General features: G+C 39.6%; 11 protein-coding genes and 1 pseudogene. 7 read left to right on the top strand and 5 right to left on the bottom strand.

The window, feature by feature from the left end:
• Window position 1: 1 nt before the first annotated feature.
• The 5 genes and pseudogenes from AY605_RS06575 to gltA form a co-directional block, all read right to left on the bottom strand.
• Window positions 2–1,972 (bottom strand): hypothetical protein, encoded by a 1,971-nt coding sequence (locus AY605_RS06575; RefSeq protein ID WP_064095643.1) that lies wholly within the window; start codon window positions 1,970–1,972, stop codon window positions 2–4.
• The gene (locus AY605_RS06570; protein WP_064095642.1) at window positions 1,969–3,885 is read right to left on the bottom strand and encodes a hypothetical protein; all 1,917 of its coding nucleotides are present in this window, start codon (window positions 3,883–3,885) and stop codon (window positions 1,969–1,971) included. The genes AY605_RS06575 and AY605_RS06570 overlap by 4 nt, the downstream gene beginning before the upstream one ends.
• On the bottom strand, window positions 3,882–5,339 hold the full coding sequence (locus AY605_RS06565) for a site-specific integrase (RefSeq protein WP_064095641.1): 1,458 nt from the start codon (window positions 5,337–5,339) through the stop codon (window positions 3,882–3,884). Before AY605_RS06565 ends, AY605_RS06570 begins: the two co-directional genes overlap by 4 nt.
• A gap of 135 nt (window positions 5,340–5,474) precedes the next feature.
• A pseudogene (locus AY605_RS06560) lies at window positions 5,475–5,765 on the bottom strand (hypothetical protein); the annotation flags it as partial.
• A gap of 148 nt (window positions 5,766–5,913) precedes the next feature.
• On the bottom strand, window positions 5,914–7,188 hold the full coding sequence (gltA, locus tag AY605_RS06555; RefSeq protein WP_064095640.1) for a citrate synthase: 1,275 nt from the start codon (window positions 7,186–7,188) through the stop codon (window positions 5,914–5,916).
• Window positions 7,189–8,194: 1,006 nt separating this feature from the next.
• On the opposite strand from gltA, the gene sdhC reads away from it, so the two are divergent.
• The 7 genes from sdhC (at window position 8,195) to lpdA (ending at window position 17,992) form a co-directional block, all read left to right on the top strand.
• Window positions 8,195–8,593 carry a succinate dehydrogenase, cytochrome b556 subunit gene (gene sdhC / locus AY605_RS06550; RefSeq protein ID WP_081406340.1) on the top strand — a complete coding sequence of 133 codons (399 nt, stop codon included), beginning with the start codon at window positions 8,195–8,197 and terminating at the stop codon, window positions 8,591–8,593.
• Window positions 8,593–8,958, top strand: a complete 366-nt coding sequence (gene sdhD, locus AY605_RS06545; RefSeq protein WP_064095638.1) for a succinate dehydrogenase, hydrophobic membrane anchor protein — start codon at window positions 8,593–8,595, stop codon at window positions 8,956–8,958. The genes sdhC and sdhD overlap by 1 nt, the downstream gene beginning before the upstream one ends.
• A gap of 12 nt (window positions 8,959–8,970) precedes the next feature.
• Window positions 8,971–10,869, top strand: coding sequence for an FAD-binding protein (locus tag AY605_RS06540; RefSeq protein WP_064095637.1), 1,899 nt, complete (start codon window positions 8,971–8,973; stop codon window positions 10,867–10,869).
• A 14-nt stretch (window positions 10,870–10,883) separates the two neighbouring features.
• Window positions 10,884–11,594 (top strand): succinate dehydrogenase iron-sulfur subunit, encoded by a 711-nt coding sequence (locus AY605_RS06535; RefSeq protein WP_064095636.1) that lies wholly within the window; start codon window positions 10,884–10,886, stop codon window positions 11,592–11,594.
• An 851-nt stretch (window positions 11,595–12,445) separates the two neighbouring features.
• Window positions 12,446–15,268, top strand: coding sequence for a 2-oxoglutarate dehydrogenase E1 component (locus AY605_RS06525; protein WP_064095809.1), 2,823 nt, complete (start codon window positions 12,446–12,448; stop codon window positions 15,266–15,268).
• 18 nt (window positions 15,269–15,286) lie between these two features.
• Entirely contained in the window at window positions 15,287–16,501 is a 1,215-nt protein-coding gene (odhB, locus tag AY605_RS06520) for a 2-oxoglutarate dehydrogenase complex dihydrolipoyllysine-residue succinyltransferase (protein ID WP_064095634.1), read from the top strand.
• 60 nt (window positions 16,502–16,561) lie between these two features.
• Window positions 16,562–17,992, top strand: coding sequence for a dihydrolipoyl dehydrogenase (gene lpdA, locus AY605_RS06515; protein WP_064095633.1), 1,431 nt, complete (start codon window positions 16,562–16,564; stop codon window positions 17,990–17,992).
• The last annotated feature ends 19 nt before the right edge of the window (window positions 17,993–18,011 follow it).

Here is an 18,011-nt window from a genome sequence, read left to right as displayed (position 1 = left end):
TCTATTCTGCACCCTTAAGTTCAATAATTTTATGCTTTGTTTCTTTAAGTATTTGTAAATGTGATACTTCAGTTCGATATTCTAGCGAGGTTATATCTAAAAAGTTAATCATTTTTTCTTGTGCTGTAATGACTTTTTCTAGCTTAGGTAGGCTGACAATTAAGTGTCTACAATTATCTTTTAAGCAATTAATTTGAAGCCAATTAGTCGCTGTAAAATTACAAGCTCCAACTTTGGTACAGCCGCCCATGATTGTTTCTTTATAGGAAATGTCGCCTTTTCTGAAACGTTGTAATGTTTGCTTGCGGTCAAATATTATCATTCCTTCTTCATTTTTAAGCGTATTTTCCATCCAATGTATATGACCACCATATAAAGGGGTATTAGACATTAAAACGTTAAAAATATACCCCAATGAGTTAGATTCTAATTGGGTCTGTTGCCATTCATTTGCAAAATGGCTTTTATCGTCATTTATTAGATTTTTTGCAGATGTAGAACCTTTAGCATAATAACTGGTCATTTCATTGGTGATATGTTGTAACTGCCTTCGTAGAGAGGGTAAAGATACAAGACCTGATCTTTGAGCATAAAGTGCTAATGAACGACGTAATTGATGAGTAGTAAAAGGCCAATATTGCCCAATAAGAAAAATCTCTTCTGATCTCCATGCTCTGTGAGGATCAATTTGTTCAAGTTCTTCAACATCAGCCAATCTTATTTGGGGTATCAGTTTATCAACTACTTGTTTACTGTATAGAGTTCCAATGCGATATTGTTTAATTGTTGACTCAATCGGTTTACTTGAAAATCCAAAGTAACTCGCTGAAATAAACAGGGGATACTGAAAAATATCTGTGCTTTTTTGAATTCCTTGTTCATCAAGAATTTGGTAAATATGATCAGCAATTTTTTGAGCAATTCTGACGGCTTTTAAACCCTCAATACTTGTTATCCATTGGGTGGTCTTGGCATTTCCCTGGTTTAACTTAGTTGTTCTACCAATTATCAAATAATGTTTTTGTGAGTTCGAGATCACCTCTTTAATACATTGATAAGGGATAGTTTGTGCCTCTTCGTCTCGCATACCAGAAAAAGCTTGAATTACAAGTTTACAAATACACTGCGTTGCTGTAACTAAGCTAGAGATTTGCTTTATTGTGAATTGTCCAGTATGTTCATTAACGAAGTTTTTTAATGGTTCAGATACATTATCCAAAATTGAATGAAAATAAGCTCTTTTAGCTGAACAACTTAGTTTATATTCATAACATTCCAAAATTAATTGCATTAATTCATTTGATACTTTTTCCCACTCCTCTAAATAACATGTCCAATTTTTTAAAATTTCAGAATAGATTCTGGTAGGAATAGGGGCATGTTGATTTAAAGATGCTCTGTACTGTTTGTTCTGTTTTTGCAGTTGTCTTATTATTTCTGGTTCAATTATCTTGATTGCAAGATTTTGATAACTACTAGCAATTAGTAATAATAAAAGCGATGAAAGTGTTTCTATAAACCATCCTGAGTTCTGAGATCGAACGAATTCTAAAAATAATTTATTATTGCCGATGACTTCTTTTAACGTGGTGTGTTTACGTTCTGCAAATTTTGCAATATCACGAGTAATAGTTAGATAATTTCTTAATGTCCCAAAACTTAACGGGCTTTTATCTCTTAGCCAAATTAATATAAAGAAAATATGTTTAATTTCTTTGATTAATTCCTGTCTATTAGGGGTTAATTCACCTTGATCCCAATAGCTGAATAATAACGGACTTGGCTTGCCATCGGGGTGGTAAATGGTGAAGTCCCAAACAATGTCTCCATATAATGAAATTATAGCTCCTGTGGGTGATCTACTTACAACAAAATCATCCGATGGTAAACTATCATTCAATATATTGAAGGAATCAGGTGGAATATGATGTGAAGGAAATGTTAATTTTGCATCTAGATTTAAAATAGTCATATTATCCAATCTAACTCCATAAACATTACAAGTTTTCTTGCCCAATAAATGTCAAGTTCCCCTTCTTCAACTTCAGACATAATTTTGTTTACAAGCGGTTCATTGTTCTTTTTAACATGGGTTATAATTAAATTAATTCTTTCAAAAATTGGTTTTGTTATTAAATCTTGTTCTTCCAAGTTTCCTATTAAATGTGCTGTTTTTTCAATACAATACCTACAACTTAATAATTTTCGAATATCAGTTTCATCTACGTGTATTCTATAATTCTGACAAAATAAGCAACCTTCGGGATTAATACAATTAGGTGTGTTTATTGAGTCGTTTTCCTGTGGAATTACAGGGTTTCCAAAGGAGGAGCATTTACCAATAGCACTCTGTAATAAGTGCTTTTGATCGTGATTAGGCGAAAGAATAACTTTAGATATGTTATGTAGAAAGTTTGATATCTCTTCCCAATGTGCACTTTCAGAACCTGCAATATAAGAAGATAAAACTGTTTTTTCTGTATTTTGTAAAATTAGTGCTGTTGTTGAAATGTCAGTATTTCGCACAAGCCAATCACTTTTTGCTGCACGCCATTCTCTTGATTGAATTGTGGGTAACAGAGGATCAATTCGCTTAATTGCTGAGTAAATACCATGCAAAGTAAATGATTTAACTTGTTTCGGGGTGCCTAAACCTCGTTCACCAGCAGTAAAAAACAAATATTCAAACTTTTGATTATTTAAAAGATAATTCCTTAATCTAATGAAATTTTTGAATCTAGGCATAAATCCTACAGGTATTTCAAAACTGCACTCTTTACCTGCAGCTCTCCATTTTATTGTTCTGAATAATTGATGAGTGCTAGATATATGAAATTCATTATCCCATTGCAAATTGAGTATTTGTGACCAATTCATTCCTGTTTGTGCAGTAAATAAAATAATAAAAGCATTCAGCGCAATAGTTCCAATGTGTATTCTTTGGCTATGCCTAAAATTTTGATTAGCCGCAATTAAATTATTTTCTGCATTTTTTAAAAGATGGTAAGTGTTTCTTTGATTTATAATGGGTTTTAGTCTTAATTTATCAATTTGTTCAATTGTGTTTAATATTCCTAATTGGTAGTTATAACCTAAACAAGTATTACGTTTGTCTAATGATTTAAGAGGATGAATAAACCATGACTCTGCAGGGAAAATCCAAAGCTTATTGTTTGGGAAATTTAAATATGTGGGCATGTTGAGTTCATGTGGATATTGTTTATGCTCAAGGATAAAAGAGACTATTCCATCAAAAATATTTTCACACAATGATAAGACTTTTGCCTGTGAATCTTCACTTGGAGGTTGTGTGCTTTTCTTGAGTTTTTGGTTTATTCGAATTATGTTCACACCAATGGCAAATTCATCATCTTCAAAAAAATCACATAAGAATGTAATAACTGAACTTTGTTGTCTTGAAGCACTATTTATTGTGATCTCGTCTCTTGAGACTTTTTCTTTTAAATATTGGGTGTACTGAATTAATGCTAGTTTAGCTATTTCTTTTTTATTTAATAGATCATAAAATTTATTCTGATCAGCCCAAAATACAAAGGCTACTGAACGTGAGATCATATCTCTAATAGTTTCAATACGTTTTCCACTATGGATAATATGTTCTGAAATAAAAGTTATAAGTCGGCGTACATCATCCTTGCGAGGTTCATACACAGAATCTATCTGTACAAGTCTTCCTTCATTTGAAATTCTTTTAACACCTAAATGTGATTTGGCTGTAGGTTGTCGAATTAAATAGCACAATGCACCTATATCAATGGTCTTACCCAGAGGAAATTTCACCACCACTTGTTCAGGGCGAAGAATTGTAATATTAGAATGAATTGGTAAATCATAGACTTGTATAATTCTTCGCTCTAAATTCATAATTTCTGATCCAAGTCAAGTGAGGTAACAATCTTAAATAGGTGATCATTATATGAGTCTGACACTTGTCTAATATGTTTTAAATTTTGTCGGTATTGTAGATATAAGTCTGTCGTTGCTGAGGATTCATGGCACATTCTAACTCTGACAAATTCACGAGCTTGGTGAAGACTTATTTGTCCTCTAGCAACATATTCTAGCTGTTCATCTGTTAGATTCATGCCAAAAGTAGCTCTTAAATCATGAAAGCGATATTTAAATTTTGGATTGTTCAATTGATTTTGAATATATGGAATTACTTTATCATTTATAAATTGCCTCACAGTTTGTCCATTCTTAGCATGATGAAGTGCAAAATTTTCATGAAAGTGTTTAATCTCCGCTTTAGACTGATAATAGGGTGTACCGCGATTACTTAAAAATAAATATTGATCATCTGAATCACCCAACAGTGATTTTTTTCTTCGTACCTGAGCATTTTCACTTTGTGAATAGATATGTAGTTTTTGGTAGAGCCAAAGAGGAATATGCAAAACTATTTTCTTATCATTTTTTGTGTCAATGCCTGTGCTAGGTCCTGCAGGAATTCTGATTTCCTTTAATTCTGAACCCTCCATATTGGTAAATACATGATGCAATCTCATAGTGAGAATAGTCTGAATTCGTGCACCACTTGCCAACCCTAAGAGGTGGATTAAAAGCATTTCAGTGTTCTTTAATGCAGATAGGGCCTCTAGTAAGTGAATTTGTTCATCTTTGGACAATGGTCGAAGTAGTCCACCATCATTAATGGTTTCAGCATATGGATTATTTGATTTAGTGACTTTGATAGAGACATCTGTTGACTTGATTTTTTTTGTAAAAGTTGAACCAAAATCATTTTTTAAATCTATAAAACGATCTGATTCTTTCCACATAGGAAATTCAGGCTTCAGTAAGTCTTCGTTTTTTAACCAACGATAAAATGAGATTACAGTACTCATTCTTCTACGGGCAGTGGAAAAGCTGATTTTTTCAGCTTCAATCATTGTTCGTAGATATGCTCTATAGCGATATGTAGGTCTATATAATTTGTTTTTATCGAAAGTAACCCAATTCACATTTGTATCATCTAAAAATTGCCTAAATGCGACTAAATCACTAGCTATATTTGAATAGGTTGCCATAACTACATTAAGACTATTTTTTATTCTATCTAAGATGTAAATATTAGCTTCAGCCCAAGGCACTCCATAACTATCAACAACTAGAGGATATAAATTAAATTGAACAGGTGACTTAGTTTCTCGTGTTCCATAAGTTGGATCATATTCAAAAGAGTTTTGTGTTATATGCGCAACGTGGTATTTGGTTTGTGTTGGTAGGGTTATTTCTGTTGCTTCAAAATGTGAAGGTTGCACAACTTTTGTCTGAGCAAATTTAGATAAGGTTATTTTTCTAGCCTTGTTTGTCATATTGAAGCCAAAGTCTTTTTATAGAAGTTGCCTTAAACCTTACAAAAAAATCTTAGTTAAATAAATATCTTAAATTGAAACAGGGTTTGTCCATTTTTTATTAAACTTATATTTGTTGTCATTTTATTTAAAACTTATAGATATCATCTCATGAATGAATAGTGCCTGATATGCCAAGCTTTCCTGTGAATAGTCTTCTCGATAATTTAAATTGCGTGCATGAATATAGCCGCTGGGTGCCATAATGACATGTCTGGATTGCCAGGGAAGGTAGGGGTGGTTCATGACTTTGACTGTTGAATAGTCAATCAGGTTGCCAAAGACCTGCTGGCAGATGTTGATTTCACCAGGAGTTAGGCTGCGATATTTGAACTGTTCAAAATGGATAAGCTTCAGAATGAAAGGCAGAGCAGTGTAAAACAACATCAAGTACAAATCCTGTTCGAGTTTTAATTTATGAATTTGGTTTAGATTTACTCATTTTAAAGATATTAAATAACCTAAGTGTAGGATTTTGTCAGTAATAAAAAACCACCCTAAAGGGTGGTTTTTCTGTCTTTCAACGTCGTTCGAATTAACGAGCGATATCGCGTTGAACTTCGCCAGTATAAAGCTGACGAGGACGACCGATCTTGTAAGGACCGCTGTGCATTTCTAGCCAGTGGCTGATCCAGCCCACAGTACGTGCAAGCGCAAAGATCACAGTAAACATTTCTGTCGGGATACCAATCGCTTTAAGAATGATACCTGAGTAGAAGTCTACGTTCGGGTAAAGGTTACGTTTGATGAAGTATTCGTCAGAAAGTGCGATACGTTCAAGTTCCATAGCCAAGGCAAGCTGTGGATCATTGATGCCAAGCGCACCAAGAACTTCGTCGCAAGTTTCTTTCATTACTTTCGCACGTGGATCGAAGTTTTTGTAAACGCGGTGACCGAAGCCCATCAGTTTAACTTCTTTGGTCTTCACTTTTTCCATGAAGCCAGCAACGTTTTCTACAGTGCCGATTTCGTCCAGCATCTTAAGAACAGCTTCGTTCGCGCCGCCGTGAGCAGGGCCCCAAAGTGCAGAAATACCAGCTGCGATACATGCATACGGGTTCGCACCGGTAGAACCAGCTAAACGTACTGTAGATGTAGATGCATTTTGTTCATGGTCAGCATGCAGCGTGAAGATACGGTCCATTGCTTTTGCAAGGATAGGATCAACTTTGTAATCACGGTCTGCCGGAGTTGCGAACATCATGTGAAGGAAGTTTTCAGCATAGTTCAAGTCGTTACGTGGGTAAACGAACGGTTGACCGATCGTGTACTTGTAGCTCCAAGCCGCCAGTGTTGGGATCTTCGCGATTAAACGAATCGCGGTGATTTCACGGTGGTTTACATCTTCAATGTCAAGATTGTTGTGATAGAACGCAGATAACGCACCAACCACACCCACCATGATCGCCATAGGATGTGCATCACGACGGAAACCATTGTAGAAACGGCTAACTTGATCGTGAACCATCGTGTGGTTACGCACTTTAGCGTCAAATTCTTCTTTTTGTTCAGCAGTTGGAAGTTCACCATTTAATAGTAAATAGCAAGTTTCCAGGTAATCTGCTTTAGTTGCTAACTGGTCGATTGGGTAGCCACGGTGTAAAAGTACACCTTTGTTACCGTCGATGAACGTGATTTTAGATTCGCACGCCGCTGTCGCCATAAAACCAGGATCAAAAGTAAAGTGACCTGCAGCCAACACATCTTTAACGTCGATTACATCTGGGCCCAATGTGCCGCTGTAAATTGGTAGTTCAATTTCTTTGCCATCAAGCTGTAAAACGGCTTTCTTGCCAGTTGCTTCAGACATTCAATAGATCTCCTGTCCTGGTGAATGTATATCCGGTTTGCCTATCAATTTTTTAATGCACAAAACGGACGGATCAAAAATTTGCTATAAGATTAGTGAGTACTGAAATTTTGTCAATTATACTTATGGATGAAAAATGACAGTCGCACAGCAATTTAGTCAGATTTGTTCAGTATAAAAAGTTCAGTAAAATCACAGCATCAAACCTCTATAATAAGTCAAATTAATGCTTAGGTGCAGAAAAAAATAGATTGCCTGGAGTATTTGTAAGCGTTTTTTTCTTATAAGAAATCGAGGTGAAAGTTGTCAGAAGTTAAAGCCAATATGCTTAAAACTATATAAATCTCATAACTTACATGGTTTTTGTCATCCAAAACTTCATATTTGGAATTAGAAATAAAAGCAATTAATTGGATTTTTAGTTCTGTTTAATTGATTAAAAAATAGCTTAATAAATGGCCAGTTTTATAGCAGAAGGGCGTGGTATAAAAATAAATAAATGATTTTTTGAATCCAAATAGCCTAAATCGATTGAAAAAACCATCGTAATGAATATTAAGTGGCTATTTAACAACGAGATATCTTCATGATTGATCTGCTTTTTATGGAGGGCAATTGGTCTGTAGAATATAGGCAATTGATTTTAATCTGATTTAAAAAGAGATTTAAATAATATTTGTGTTTGAACTGTGCGTCTTTAGTCTAAAACGAGCACATGAGTCTTTAGGTTGAAAGTAGATTAAATTAATCAAATTAATTTTTTAAAAACAATCATATAGATAAGATTAAGGAGGACTGGGAGGGTAGAGAGATTTAAATTGTTGATGTTAATGATTCTTATTTAATGGCTTTTTCTCCAAAAAGCCAAATTCCGCCGTTTGTATTTTGATAGTTGACGTTTTATAATTCAGTGTCGTTTTGATTTTAGGTAATGAATTTGCCTAAAAATGCCAGCTTTCCTTCGAATTAATTCCAACAAACTCCGGATGGAGTTTTTACTTACAGGATGCCCGCTGTGAAAAGCAACAGACCTGTCAATTTGTCCATGGGTCAAGTTTTAGAAGTAAACTTAAAATCACCCGTGGCTATTGCATCAATTCTACACCGTCTTTCAGGTGTTATCGTATTTTTACTCGTACCGGTCCTTCTCTGGCTCTTAGACAAGTCATTGTCTTCGCCTGAAGGTTTTGCGCAAGTTCAAGAAATCATGAGTGGTTTCATTGTTCGTTTCATTGTATGGGTATTTGTCGCCGGCTTGATTTTTCACTTCATCGCTGGTGTTAAGCATTTACTTGCTGACATGGGTGTTGCTGAAGAACTAGAAAGTGGCCGTGTTGCATCTACTATCGCATTAATCTTGTCTGCAATCGGTATTGTTGCAGCATTTGTATGGATCGTACTCTAATGAAAAGCGCTACTGGTTTAACAGGTTCAGGTTCTCGCGATTGGTTTCTCCAACGTATCAGTGCTGTAGTTCTAGCTGTTTATACCGTTGTTGTACTGGGTTGGATTCTCCTAAATGGCGGTTTCAACTTTGAACAATGGTACGGCTTTATGATGACAGTGCCAATGAAGATCATGTCTTTATTGGCGGTCTTATCTCTTGTTGCACACGCATGGATCGGTATGTGGCAGGTATTCACTGATTATGTGACTACTCGTCAAATGGGTCCTTCAGCTTCAGGTTTACGCCTTGTACTGACTTCAGCAGTGATCATTGCTGTACTTGCATATGCAATCTGGGCCATCCAGATTTTTTGGGCGAATTGATAGGAAACAATCATGGGCGCTATAAACCCTAAAGAAGATTACACAAATATTCCACACGAAACTTTCGATGCTGTCATCGTTGGTGGTGGTGGTTCAGGTATGCGTGCGTCTTACCAACTTGCTCAAGCTGGTTTGAAAGTTGCGGTTCTGACAAAAGTATTCCCAACCCGTTCACACACTGTTGCTGCGCAGGGGGGTATCGGTGCATCTCTTGGTAATATGCAAGAAGATAACTGGCACTACCACTTCTATGACACCGTTAAAGGTTCGGACTGGTTAGGTGACCAAGACGCGATCGAGTTCATGACTCGCGAAGCGCCACAAGTTGTATATGAGCTTGAACACCTAGGTATGCCATTCGACCGTAATGCTGATGGTACAATTTACCAACGTCCGTTTGGTGGTCACTCAGCAAACTACGGTGAAAAAGCGGTTCCACGTGCATGTGCTGCTGCCGACCGTACAGGTCACGCACTTCTTCACACGCTTTATCAAAGCAACGTGAAAATGGGTACTCAATTCTTCGTAGAATGGATCGCACTTGATTTGATCCGTAATGAAGAAGGCGATGTACTTGGTGTTACAGCAATTGACCAGGAAACAGGTAAAATTGCGGTATTCCAGGCGAAAGCAACATTATTCGCTACAGGTGGTGCTGGTCGTGTGTACCGTGCATCTACTAACGCTTATATCAACACTGGTGACGGTCTTGGTATGGCAGCTCGTGCAGGTATTCCATTACAAGATATGGAATTCTGGCAATTCCACCCAACGGGTGTTGCGGGCGCAGGCGTATTGTTAACTGAAGGTTGTCGTGGTGAAGGTGCAATCCTTCGTAACAAAGACGGCGAACCGTTCATGGAACGTTATGCGCCTACTTTGAAAGATTTGGCACCGCGTGACTTCGTATCACGTTCTATGGACCAAGAAATCAAAGAAGGTCGTGGTTGTGGTCCTAAAGGCGATTATATCCTGCTTGATATGACGCATTTGGGTGCGGATACGATCATGAAACGTCTTCCGTCTGTATTCGAGATTGGCAAGAAATTCGCGAACGTTGATATCACTAAAGAGCCAATTCCGGTAGTACCAACAATCCATTATCAAATGGGTGGTATTCCGACGAATATTCATGGCCAGGTTGTTGTTCCTGAAACTCGCGAAACTGAAGCGCTTGTTACTCACTACGACAAAGAAAATGATGTTTACTCAACCAATCAAGAAGGCCGTGACTTTACTAAACCAGTGAAAGGCTTCTATGCAATTGGTGAGTGTTCATGTGTATCTGTACACGGTGCAAACCGTCTAGGTACAAACTCATTACTTGACTTGGTTGTATTTGGCAAGGCTGCTGGTCAGCACATCATCGATTACGTGACTAAACATCACGGTGATGAATACGAACCACTGCCTACCACTGTACTTCAACAAACTGTTGAGCGCGTTCGTAAACTTGACGAATCGACTTCAGGTGAGAATGCACAGGAAGTTGCTGATGCAATTCGTGACATCGTTCAAGATCACGCTGGTGTATTCCGTACATCTGCACTGCTTGAAGAAGGTGTAAAACAGATTCTTGCAATTGAACCGCGTGTACGCAACATTCACTTGAAAGACAAATCTAAAGTATTCAATACAGCACGTATTGAAGCACTTGAAGTTGAAAACCTGTATGAAGTTGCTAAAGCAACGCTTATTTCAGCTGCAGCGCGTAAAGAATGCCGTGGTGCGCATACGGTGGTAGACTTTGAAGAGTCTCCAGACCATCCTGCTTACCCATACGGTCGTCGTGATGATGAGTGGATGAAACATACTCTTTGGTTCTCTGCTGACAACCGTCTAGAGTACAAGCCAGTTCGTTACCGTCCATTGTCGGTTGATGCGATTCCACCTAAACCACGTACATTCTAATCAGGAGAATTCAGATGAGTAGAGGTACTCGTACATTTCATATCTACCGCTATGATCCTGATAAGGATAAAGCACCGTACATGCAAACTTTTAAGCTGGAACTGACTGATAAGCACCGTATGTTGCTTGATGCGCTTCTTGCATTGAAAGTACAGGACGAAACTTTAACGTTCCGTCGTTCATGTCGTGAAGGGATCTGTGGTTCTGATGGTGTGAACATCAATGGTAAAAACGGTTTGGCGTGTCTTTGGAACCTGAACGATTTACCAAATGAAATTACTGTTCGTCCATTGCCTGGTCTTCCTGTGATTAAAGATCTGGTAGTTGACATGAACCAGTTCTACGATCAGTACAACAAGATCCATCCGTTCTTGATCAACAATCAGCCTGCACCTCCTAAAGAGCGTTTACAGTCTCCGGAAGAGCGTGAGCATCTTGATGGTCTTTACGAATGTATTCTATGTGCATGCTGTTCAACTTCATGCCCATCATTCTGGTGGAACCCGGACAAGTTCTTGGGTCCTTCAGCATTGTTGAATGCTTACCGCTTCATCATTGACTCGCGTGATACTGGAACACAAGAACGTTTGGCTCGTCTTGACGACCCGTTCTCATTGTTCCGTTGTAAAGGCATCATGAACTGTGTATCTGTATGTCCTAAAGGTTTGAACCCTACTAAAGCAATCGGTCACATTCGTAACATGCTTTTAGATATGGCTGGCTAATAGGCTGATCCTCTAGTTTGAAAAAGGCACACCTCAGGGTGTGCTTTTTTATGCAAATTATTCAAGAAAAATAATCAATCATAAGATAAAAATAAGAAGACCATACTTAATATGTATAGAGTTGATTCAGGCAATTTCGGAATAAGGAAGATGTTAAACATCATTAATGGCGGACACTGGATTATTTGGAGGTATTTATGGCTTTTAGAGCTAAAAATGAGCTGAAAAATAACAAGATCGGTGTAAAACTGACCTGAAAAATAACAAGAACGATGTTATTATATAACGGAAATTTGAAAAGGGAGTGGATTGAGAAGTTTGCTCTCTTTTTATTTATCGGAAATGCTTAGAACTTAAGTCTACATTGAATCTATTTTTAGGATAAAGCACCATATATTAGAGTAAAATATCTGAACTGTATTTAGCCAATTTATAGAAGGTATGTGTCAAAAAAATCAATTGAAAAGTGGAGAACATGGTAGCATTCAGCCCATGTATATCTTTAAAAAAAGCACTTTTAGGTACATTTTTTAAACACTGTAGAATCTGGGACTGGTATATAAAGATAGAACTGAGTCGCTTTAGAAAAAACTTTTGTTCATGCTTATTTTTTTCTAAGTCGATTTGCAAAAAATTGCCTGGTTTCGATCGGGTATTCGATGAGTGATGATACCGCTGAGGGGTGTTATTGTTCATTATACATATCAAGATTTTCTTGGTGTGGTGATAACGCCTCATGGCTTATGCCTTATGGGGGACTAGTATCATATTACCAATTTGATGCTAATAATCCTGGGTTTTGCTTAAAAAGCATCCTGAAAATGTTTTTGCAATAGGAAATGGGTCCACAAATGCAAGAAGTTGCTGACGCTCTGCGTCTTGACACTGAACTTTCCGCTGATAGTGCAGCGTACATTGAAGAACTTTATGAGCAGTATCTGACTGCTCCAGATTCAGTGGGTGCTGACTGGAGAGCGTACTTCGATAAATTCCCAAAAGGTGATCAACCACACAGTAATGTACGTGAGCAATTCCTGCTGCTAGGTCGCAATTCAAGCCGGATTCAGCCTGTTGTTCAGTCAACAGTCAGCTCAGAACATGAACGTCGTCAAATTGGCGTGTTACAGTTGATTGCTGCGTACCGTAATCGTGGCCACCAGAAGGCAAAACTGGATCCATTAGGTTTGGCAAAGCGTGAAGTTGTACCTGACCTTGATCTGGCTGCGCACGGTTTGACTCAGTCTGACCTGGATACTGTATTTAATACTGGTAATCTGGCGATTGGTAAAGAAGAAGCGACCCTGGCAGAAATTGTCGAAGCATTAGAATCTACCTACTGTAATACAGTAGGTTCTGAATACATGCACATCGTAGACACTAAAGAGAAACGTTGGATTCAACAACGTCTTGAAGGTGCGCGTGGTAAATTTAACTTCTCTGCAGATCAAAAGAAACATATCCTTGAGCGTTTGACTGCAGCCGAAGGTCTGGAAAAATATCTTGGTAATAAATTCGTTGGTGCTAAACGTTTCGGCGTTGAAGGCGGTGAAGCATTCATCCCGATGGTCAACGAAATCATTCAGCGTGCAGGTTCTGTAAGTTGTAAAGAAGTTGTGATCGGTATGCCTCACCGCGGCCGTTTAAACCTTCTTGTTAACATCATGGGTAAAAACCCGGCTGACCTGTTTGGTGAGTTCGAAGGTAAGTCTATTCACAAGAAAGGTTCTGGTGACGTTAAGTATCACCAAGGCTTCTCTTCAAACGTCATGACTCCGGGTGGCGAAGTTCACCTGGCATTGGCGTTTAACCCTTCACATCTGGAAATCGTTGGACCTGTAGTTGAAGGTTCAGTACGTGCACGTCAAGTACGTCGTAAAGACATTGGTGGCGATGATGTATTGCCATTAATCGTACACGGTGATGCTGCATTTGCCGGTCAGGGCGTCAACCAGGAAACTTTCCAGATGTCACAAACTCGCGGTTATACCGTGGGTGGTACGGTTCATATCGTGATCAATAACCAAGTGGGTTTCACCACTTCTGATCCACGTGATGCGCGTTCTACAGAATACTGTACTGACATCGCAAAAATGATTCAGGCGCCAATCTTCCATGTCAATGGTGATGATCCTGAAGCGGTGGTGTTCATTTCACAATTGGCACATGACTTCCGTCATACTTTCCGTAAAGATGTTGTGATTGACATGTTCTGCTACCGTCGCCGCGGTCATAACGAAGCAGATGAGCCGGCTGCAACTCAGCCAATGATGTATCAGGTGATTAACAAGAAAGCGACTACACGTACGCTTTATGCGGATCAATTGGTACAGCAGGGTATTCTTGATCGTGCAAGCGCAGATCAGATGGTAGAAAACTACCGTTCAGATCTTGAAGCGGGTAATCACGTTGCCAATGCACTGGTCCTTGAGCCGAACAAAAAAATGTTTGTGGACTGGACGCCTTATCTGGGTCATGAATATACTGACGAATGGGATACAACTTTCCCAATTGAACGTCTGAAAGAGCTGGGCGTAAAAATGCGTGAGCTTCCTGAAGGCTTCGTGATGCAGCGTCAAGTTGCAAAAGTAATTGATGACCGTCTGAAAATGCAAACAGGCGAAATGCCACTGAACTGGGGTGCTGCTGAAACTCTGGCGTATGCATCTGTACTAGATGAAGGTTACTTGCTTCGTTTAACAGGTGAAGATGTAGGCCGTGGTACCTTCTCGCATCGTCATGCGAAACTGCATAATCAGGTAGATGGTTCAACTTATATTCCACTTTGTCACATCAAAGAAAACCAGCCGCGTACTGCAATCTATGATTCTTTATTGTCAGAAATGGCGGTATTGGCATTTGAATATGGCTATGCGACCACTCTTCCAAAGAGCTTGATCATCTGGGAAGCACAATTTGGTGACTTTGCAAACTGTGCACAGGTTGTAATCGATCAGTTCATCTCATCTGGTGAAACCAAATGGGAACGTGTGTGTGGTCTGACCATGCTTCTTCCGCATGGTTTCGAAGGTCAAGGTCCAGAGCATTCATCTGCACGTTTGGAACGTTTCTTGCAGTTATGTGCTGAAGACAACATGCAAGTGATCACACCGACTACACCTGCACAGATTTTCCATGCATTACGTCGTCAAGCGATTCGTCCAATTCGTAAGCCGCTGATCGTTACTTCGCCGAAATCTTTACTTCGTCACAAGCTGGCTGTATCGAGCCTGGAAGAGCTGGCAAACGGCACATTCCAAACTGTGATCGATGAAGTAGATAACATCAACAAGTCAGAGGTAAACCGTCTGATTCTGTGTGGGGGTAAGGTGTATTACGATCTGATTGAAAAACGTCGTGAAAAAGAATTGAACAATACTGCTATTGTACGTATTGAACAATTATATCCATACCCAGAAAAACGCCTGGCAGAAGTTCTGGCTCAGTATCCAAACGTGAAAGATCTTGTTTGGGCACAAGAAGAACCGAAAAACCAAGGTGCTTGGTTGTTCATTGCACCGCGTCTTTATGATGATGTGATGAAAGCGGGTAAACAAGTACGTATTAGCTATGCCGGCCGTGAAGCTTCTGCTGCACCGGCATGTGGTTCACCATATTTGCATGCAAAACAACAAGCTCAGCTCATCAACGACGCGCTTGCGATCGATGCTGAATAATCCAGGAGATTCTAAGTAATGGCAACCGAAATTAAAGCACCGGTATTTCCAGAGTCAGTTGCGGACGGTACGATCGCAACTTGGCACAAACAACCAGGTGAAGCAGTTTCACGTGATGAAGTGATCTGCGATATTGAGACTGATAAAGTTGTTTTAGAAGTTGTCGCTCCTGCAGACGGTACACTTGCATCTATTATTAAAGGTGAAGGCGATACTGTTCTTTCAGCTGAAGTAATTGCACAGTTTGAAGAAGGTGCTGTTTCTGGCGCTACGCAAACTCAAGCAGTTCAGTCTGAAGAGAAAGTTGAACAAGCTGCTGCGCAAACTGAAGCGGGTAATGCACCGATCGTTGAACGTCAACAGGTACAGGATCAGGCTCCAGCCGTGCGTAAAGCATTGACTGAATCTGGTGTGGCTGCTGCTGATGTCGAAGGTACGGGCCGTGGTGGTCGCATCACTAAAGAAGATGTGGCAAATCATCAGGCGAAGCCGGCAGCACCTGCAGCGCAGCCATTAAGCGTTGCGGTGGGTGAGCGTATTGAGAAACGTGTTCCGATGACACGTCTTCGTAAGCGTGTAGCTGAACGTTTACTTGCAGCAACTCAAGAAACTGCAATGTTGACCACGTTCAACGAAGTGAACATGAAACCAATCATGGAAATGCGTGCTCAATACAAAGATGCATTCGAGAAGCGTCATGGTGCGCGTCTTGGCTTTATGTCATTCTTCGTTAAAGCAGCAACTGAAGCCCTAAAACGCTATCCAGCGGTAAATGCTTCAATTGATGGCGATGATATTGTTTATCATGGTTACTATGACATCGGTGTTGCAGTTTCATCTGAACGTGGTCTTGTGGTTCCTGTACTTCGTGATACAGACCGCATGAACTATGCTGAAGTTGAAAACGGCATCCGTGCATATGCTGCGAAGGCACGTGACGGTAAGCTGGGCATCGAAGACATGACTGGTGGTACATTCACGATCACCAATGGTGGTACTTTTGGCTCATTGCTTTCTACACCAATTCTAAATACGCCACAAACTGCGATTCTGGGTATGCATAAAATCCAGGAACGTCCGATGGCTGTAAATGGTCAAGTAGAAATCTTGCCGATGATGTATCTTGCATTGTCTTATGACCACCGTTTAATCGATGGTAAAGAAGCAGTTGGTTTCCTTGTAACAATCAAAGAATTGTTAGAAGAGCCAGCACGTCTTATCCTTGATCTTTAATTTTTAAGAATATATTTATGGGCTTAGGGCAAAACTCTAGGCCCATTTTTGGAGATGAACATGTCTCAATTCGATTTAGTCGTAATTGGTGGTGGCCCGGGCGGCTACGAAGCAGCAATTCGTGCAGCTCAACTTGGTTACAAAGTTGCGTGTATCGAAAAACGTATTCATAAAGGCAAGCCAGCTTTGGGTGGTACTTGCTTAAACGTGGGTTGTATCCCGTCTAAAGCATTGCTTGATTCTTCACATCGTTATGAAGATACCGTTCAGCATTTAGATGACCATGGTATTACGACCGGTGAAGTTAAATTTGATCTTTCTAAAATGATGAGTCGTAAAGACAAAGTTGTAGATCAGTTGACTGGCGGTGTTGCCCAGTTGCTTAAAGGCAACGGGATTGAATGGTTGCAAGGTACAGGTAAATTGCTTGCGGGCAAAAAAGTTGAATTCACACCATTTGAAGGTGAAGTTCAAGTTTTAGAGCCTAAATACGTGATTCTTGCGACAGGTTCTGTACCAATTAACATTCCTTCAGCTCCTGTAGATCAAGACTTAATCGTTGATTCTACTGGCGCACTTGAATTCACTGAAGTGCCTAAGCGTTTAGGTGTGATTGGTGCGGGTGTAATCGGTCTTGAGCTAGGTTCAGTATGGCGTCGTCTTGGTGCAGAAGTTGTTGTATTTGAAGCAATGGACGCATTCTTGCCAATGGCTGATAAAGCATTGTCTAAAGAATACCAAAAAATCCTGACTAAACAGGGTATGGATATCCGTATCGGTGCGAAAGTTTCTGGCACTGAAATTAACGGTCGTGAAGTGACAGTTAAATATACCCAAGCTGGTGAAGATAAAACTGAAACTTTCGATAAATTGATCGTTTGTGTAGGTCGTCGTGCCTATGCTGAAGGTCTACTGGCTGAAGATTCAGGTATCAAGCTGACTGAACGTGGTCTGGTTGAAGTAAATGACTGGTGTGCAACTTCAGTTGAAGGTGTATACGCAATTGGTGATTTGGTACGTGGTCCAATGCTTGCGCATAAAGCCATGGAAGAAGGTGTGATGGCTGTTGAGCGTATTCACGGACATGCTGCGCAAGTAAACTATGACACCATTATTTCTGTGATCTACACACACCCAGAAGCGGCGTGGGTTGGTTTAACAGAGCAGCAGGCTGTAGAAAAAGGTCACGAAGTAAAAACTGGCCAATTCGGTTTTGCTGTCAATGGTCGTGCTTTGGCTGCGGGTGAAGGTGCTGGTTTCGTGAAGTTTGTTGCTGACGCAAAAACGGATCGTCTATTGGGTATGCATGTGATTGGACCTGCTGCGTCTGATATCATCCACCAAGGCATGATCGCACTTGAGTTTGTATCGTCAGTTGAAGACCTGCAGTTAATGACATTTGCTCATCCAACCTTCTCTGAAGTGGTGCATGAAGCAGCTCTTGCTGTTGATGGCCGTGCAATTCACGCGATTCAGCGTAAACGTAAGTAATGCAAAAAAAGAGCGACTT

The sequence above is a fragment of the Acinetobacter sp. SFD genome, from assembly GCF_001647575.1.
GTDB lineage: Bacteria > Pseudomonadota > Gammaproteobacteria > Pseudomonadales > Moraxellaceae > Acinetobacter > Acinetobacter pecorum.
Note: the sequence above shows the minus strand (reverse complement) of the source record. Positions and strands in the feature narration are given on the sequence as shown.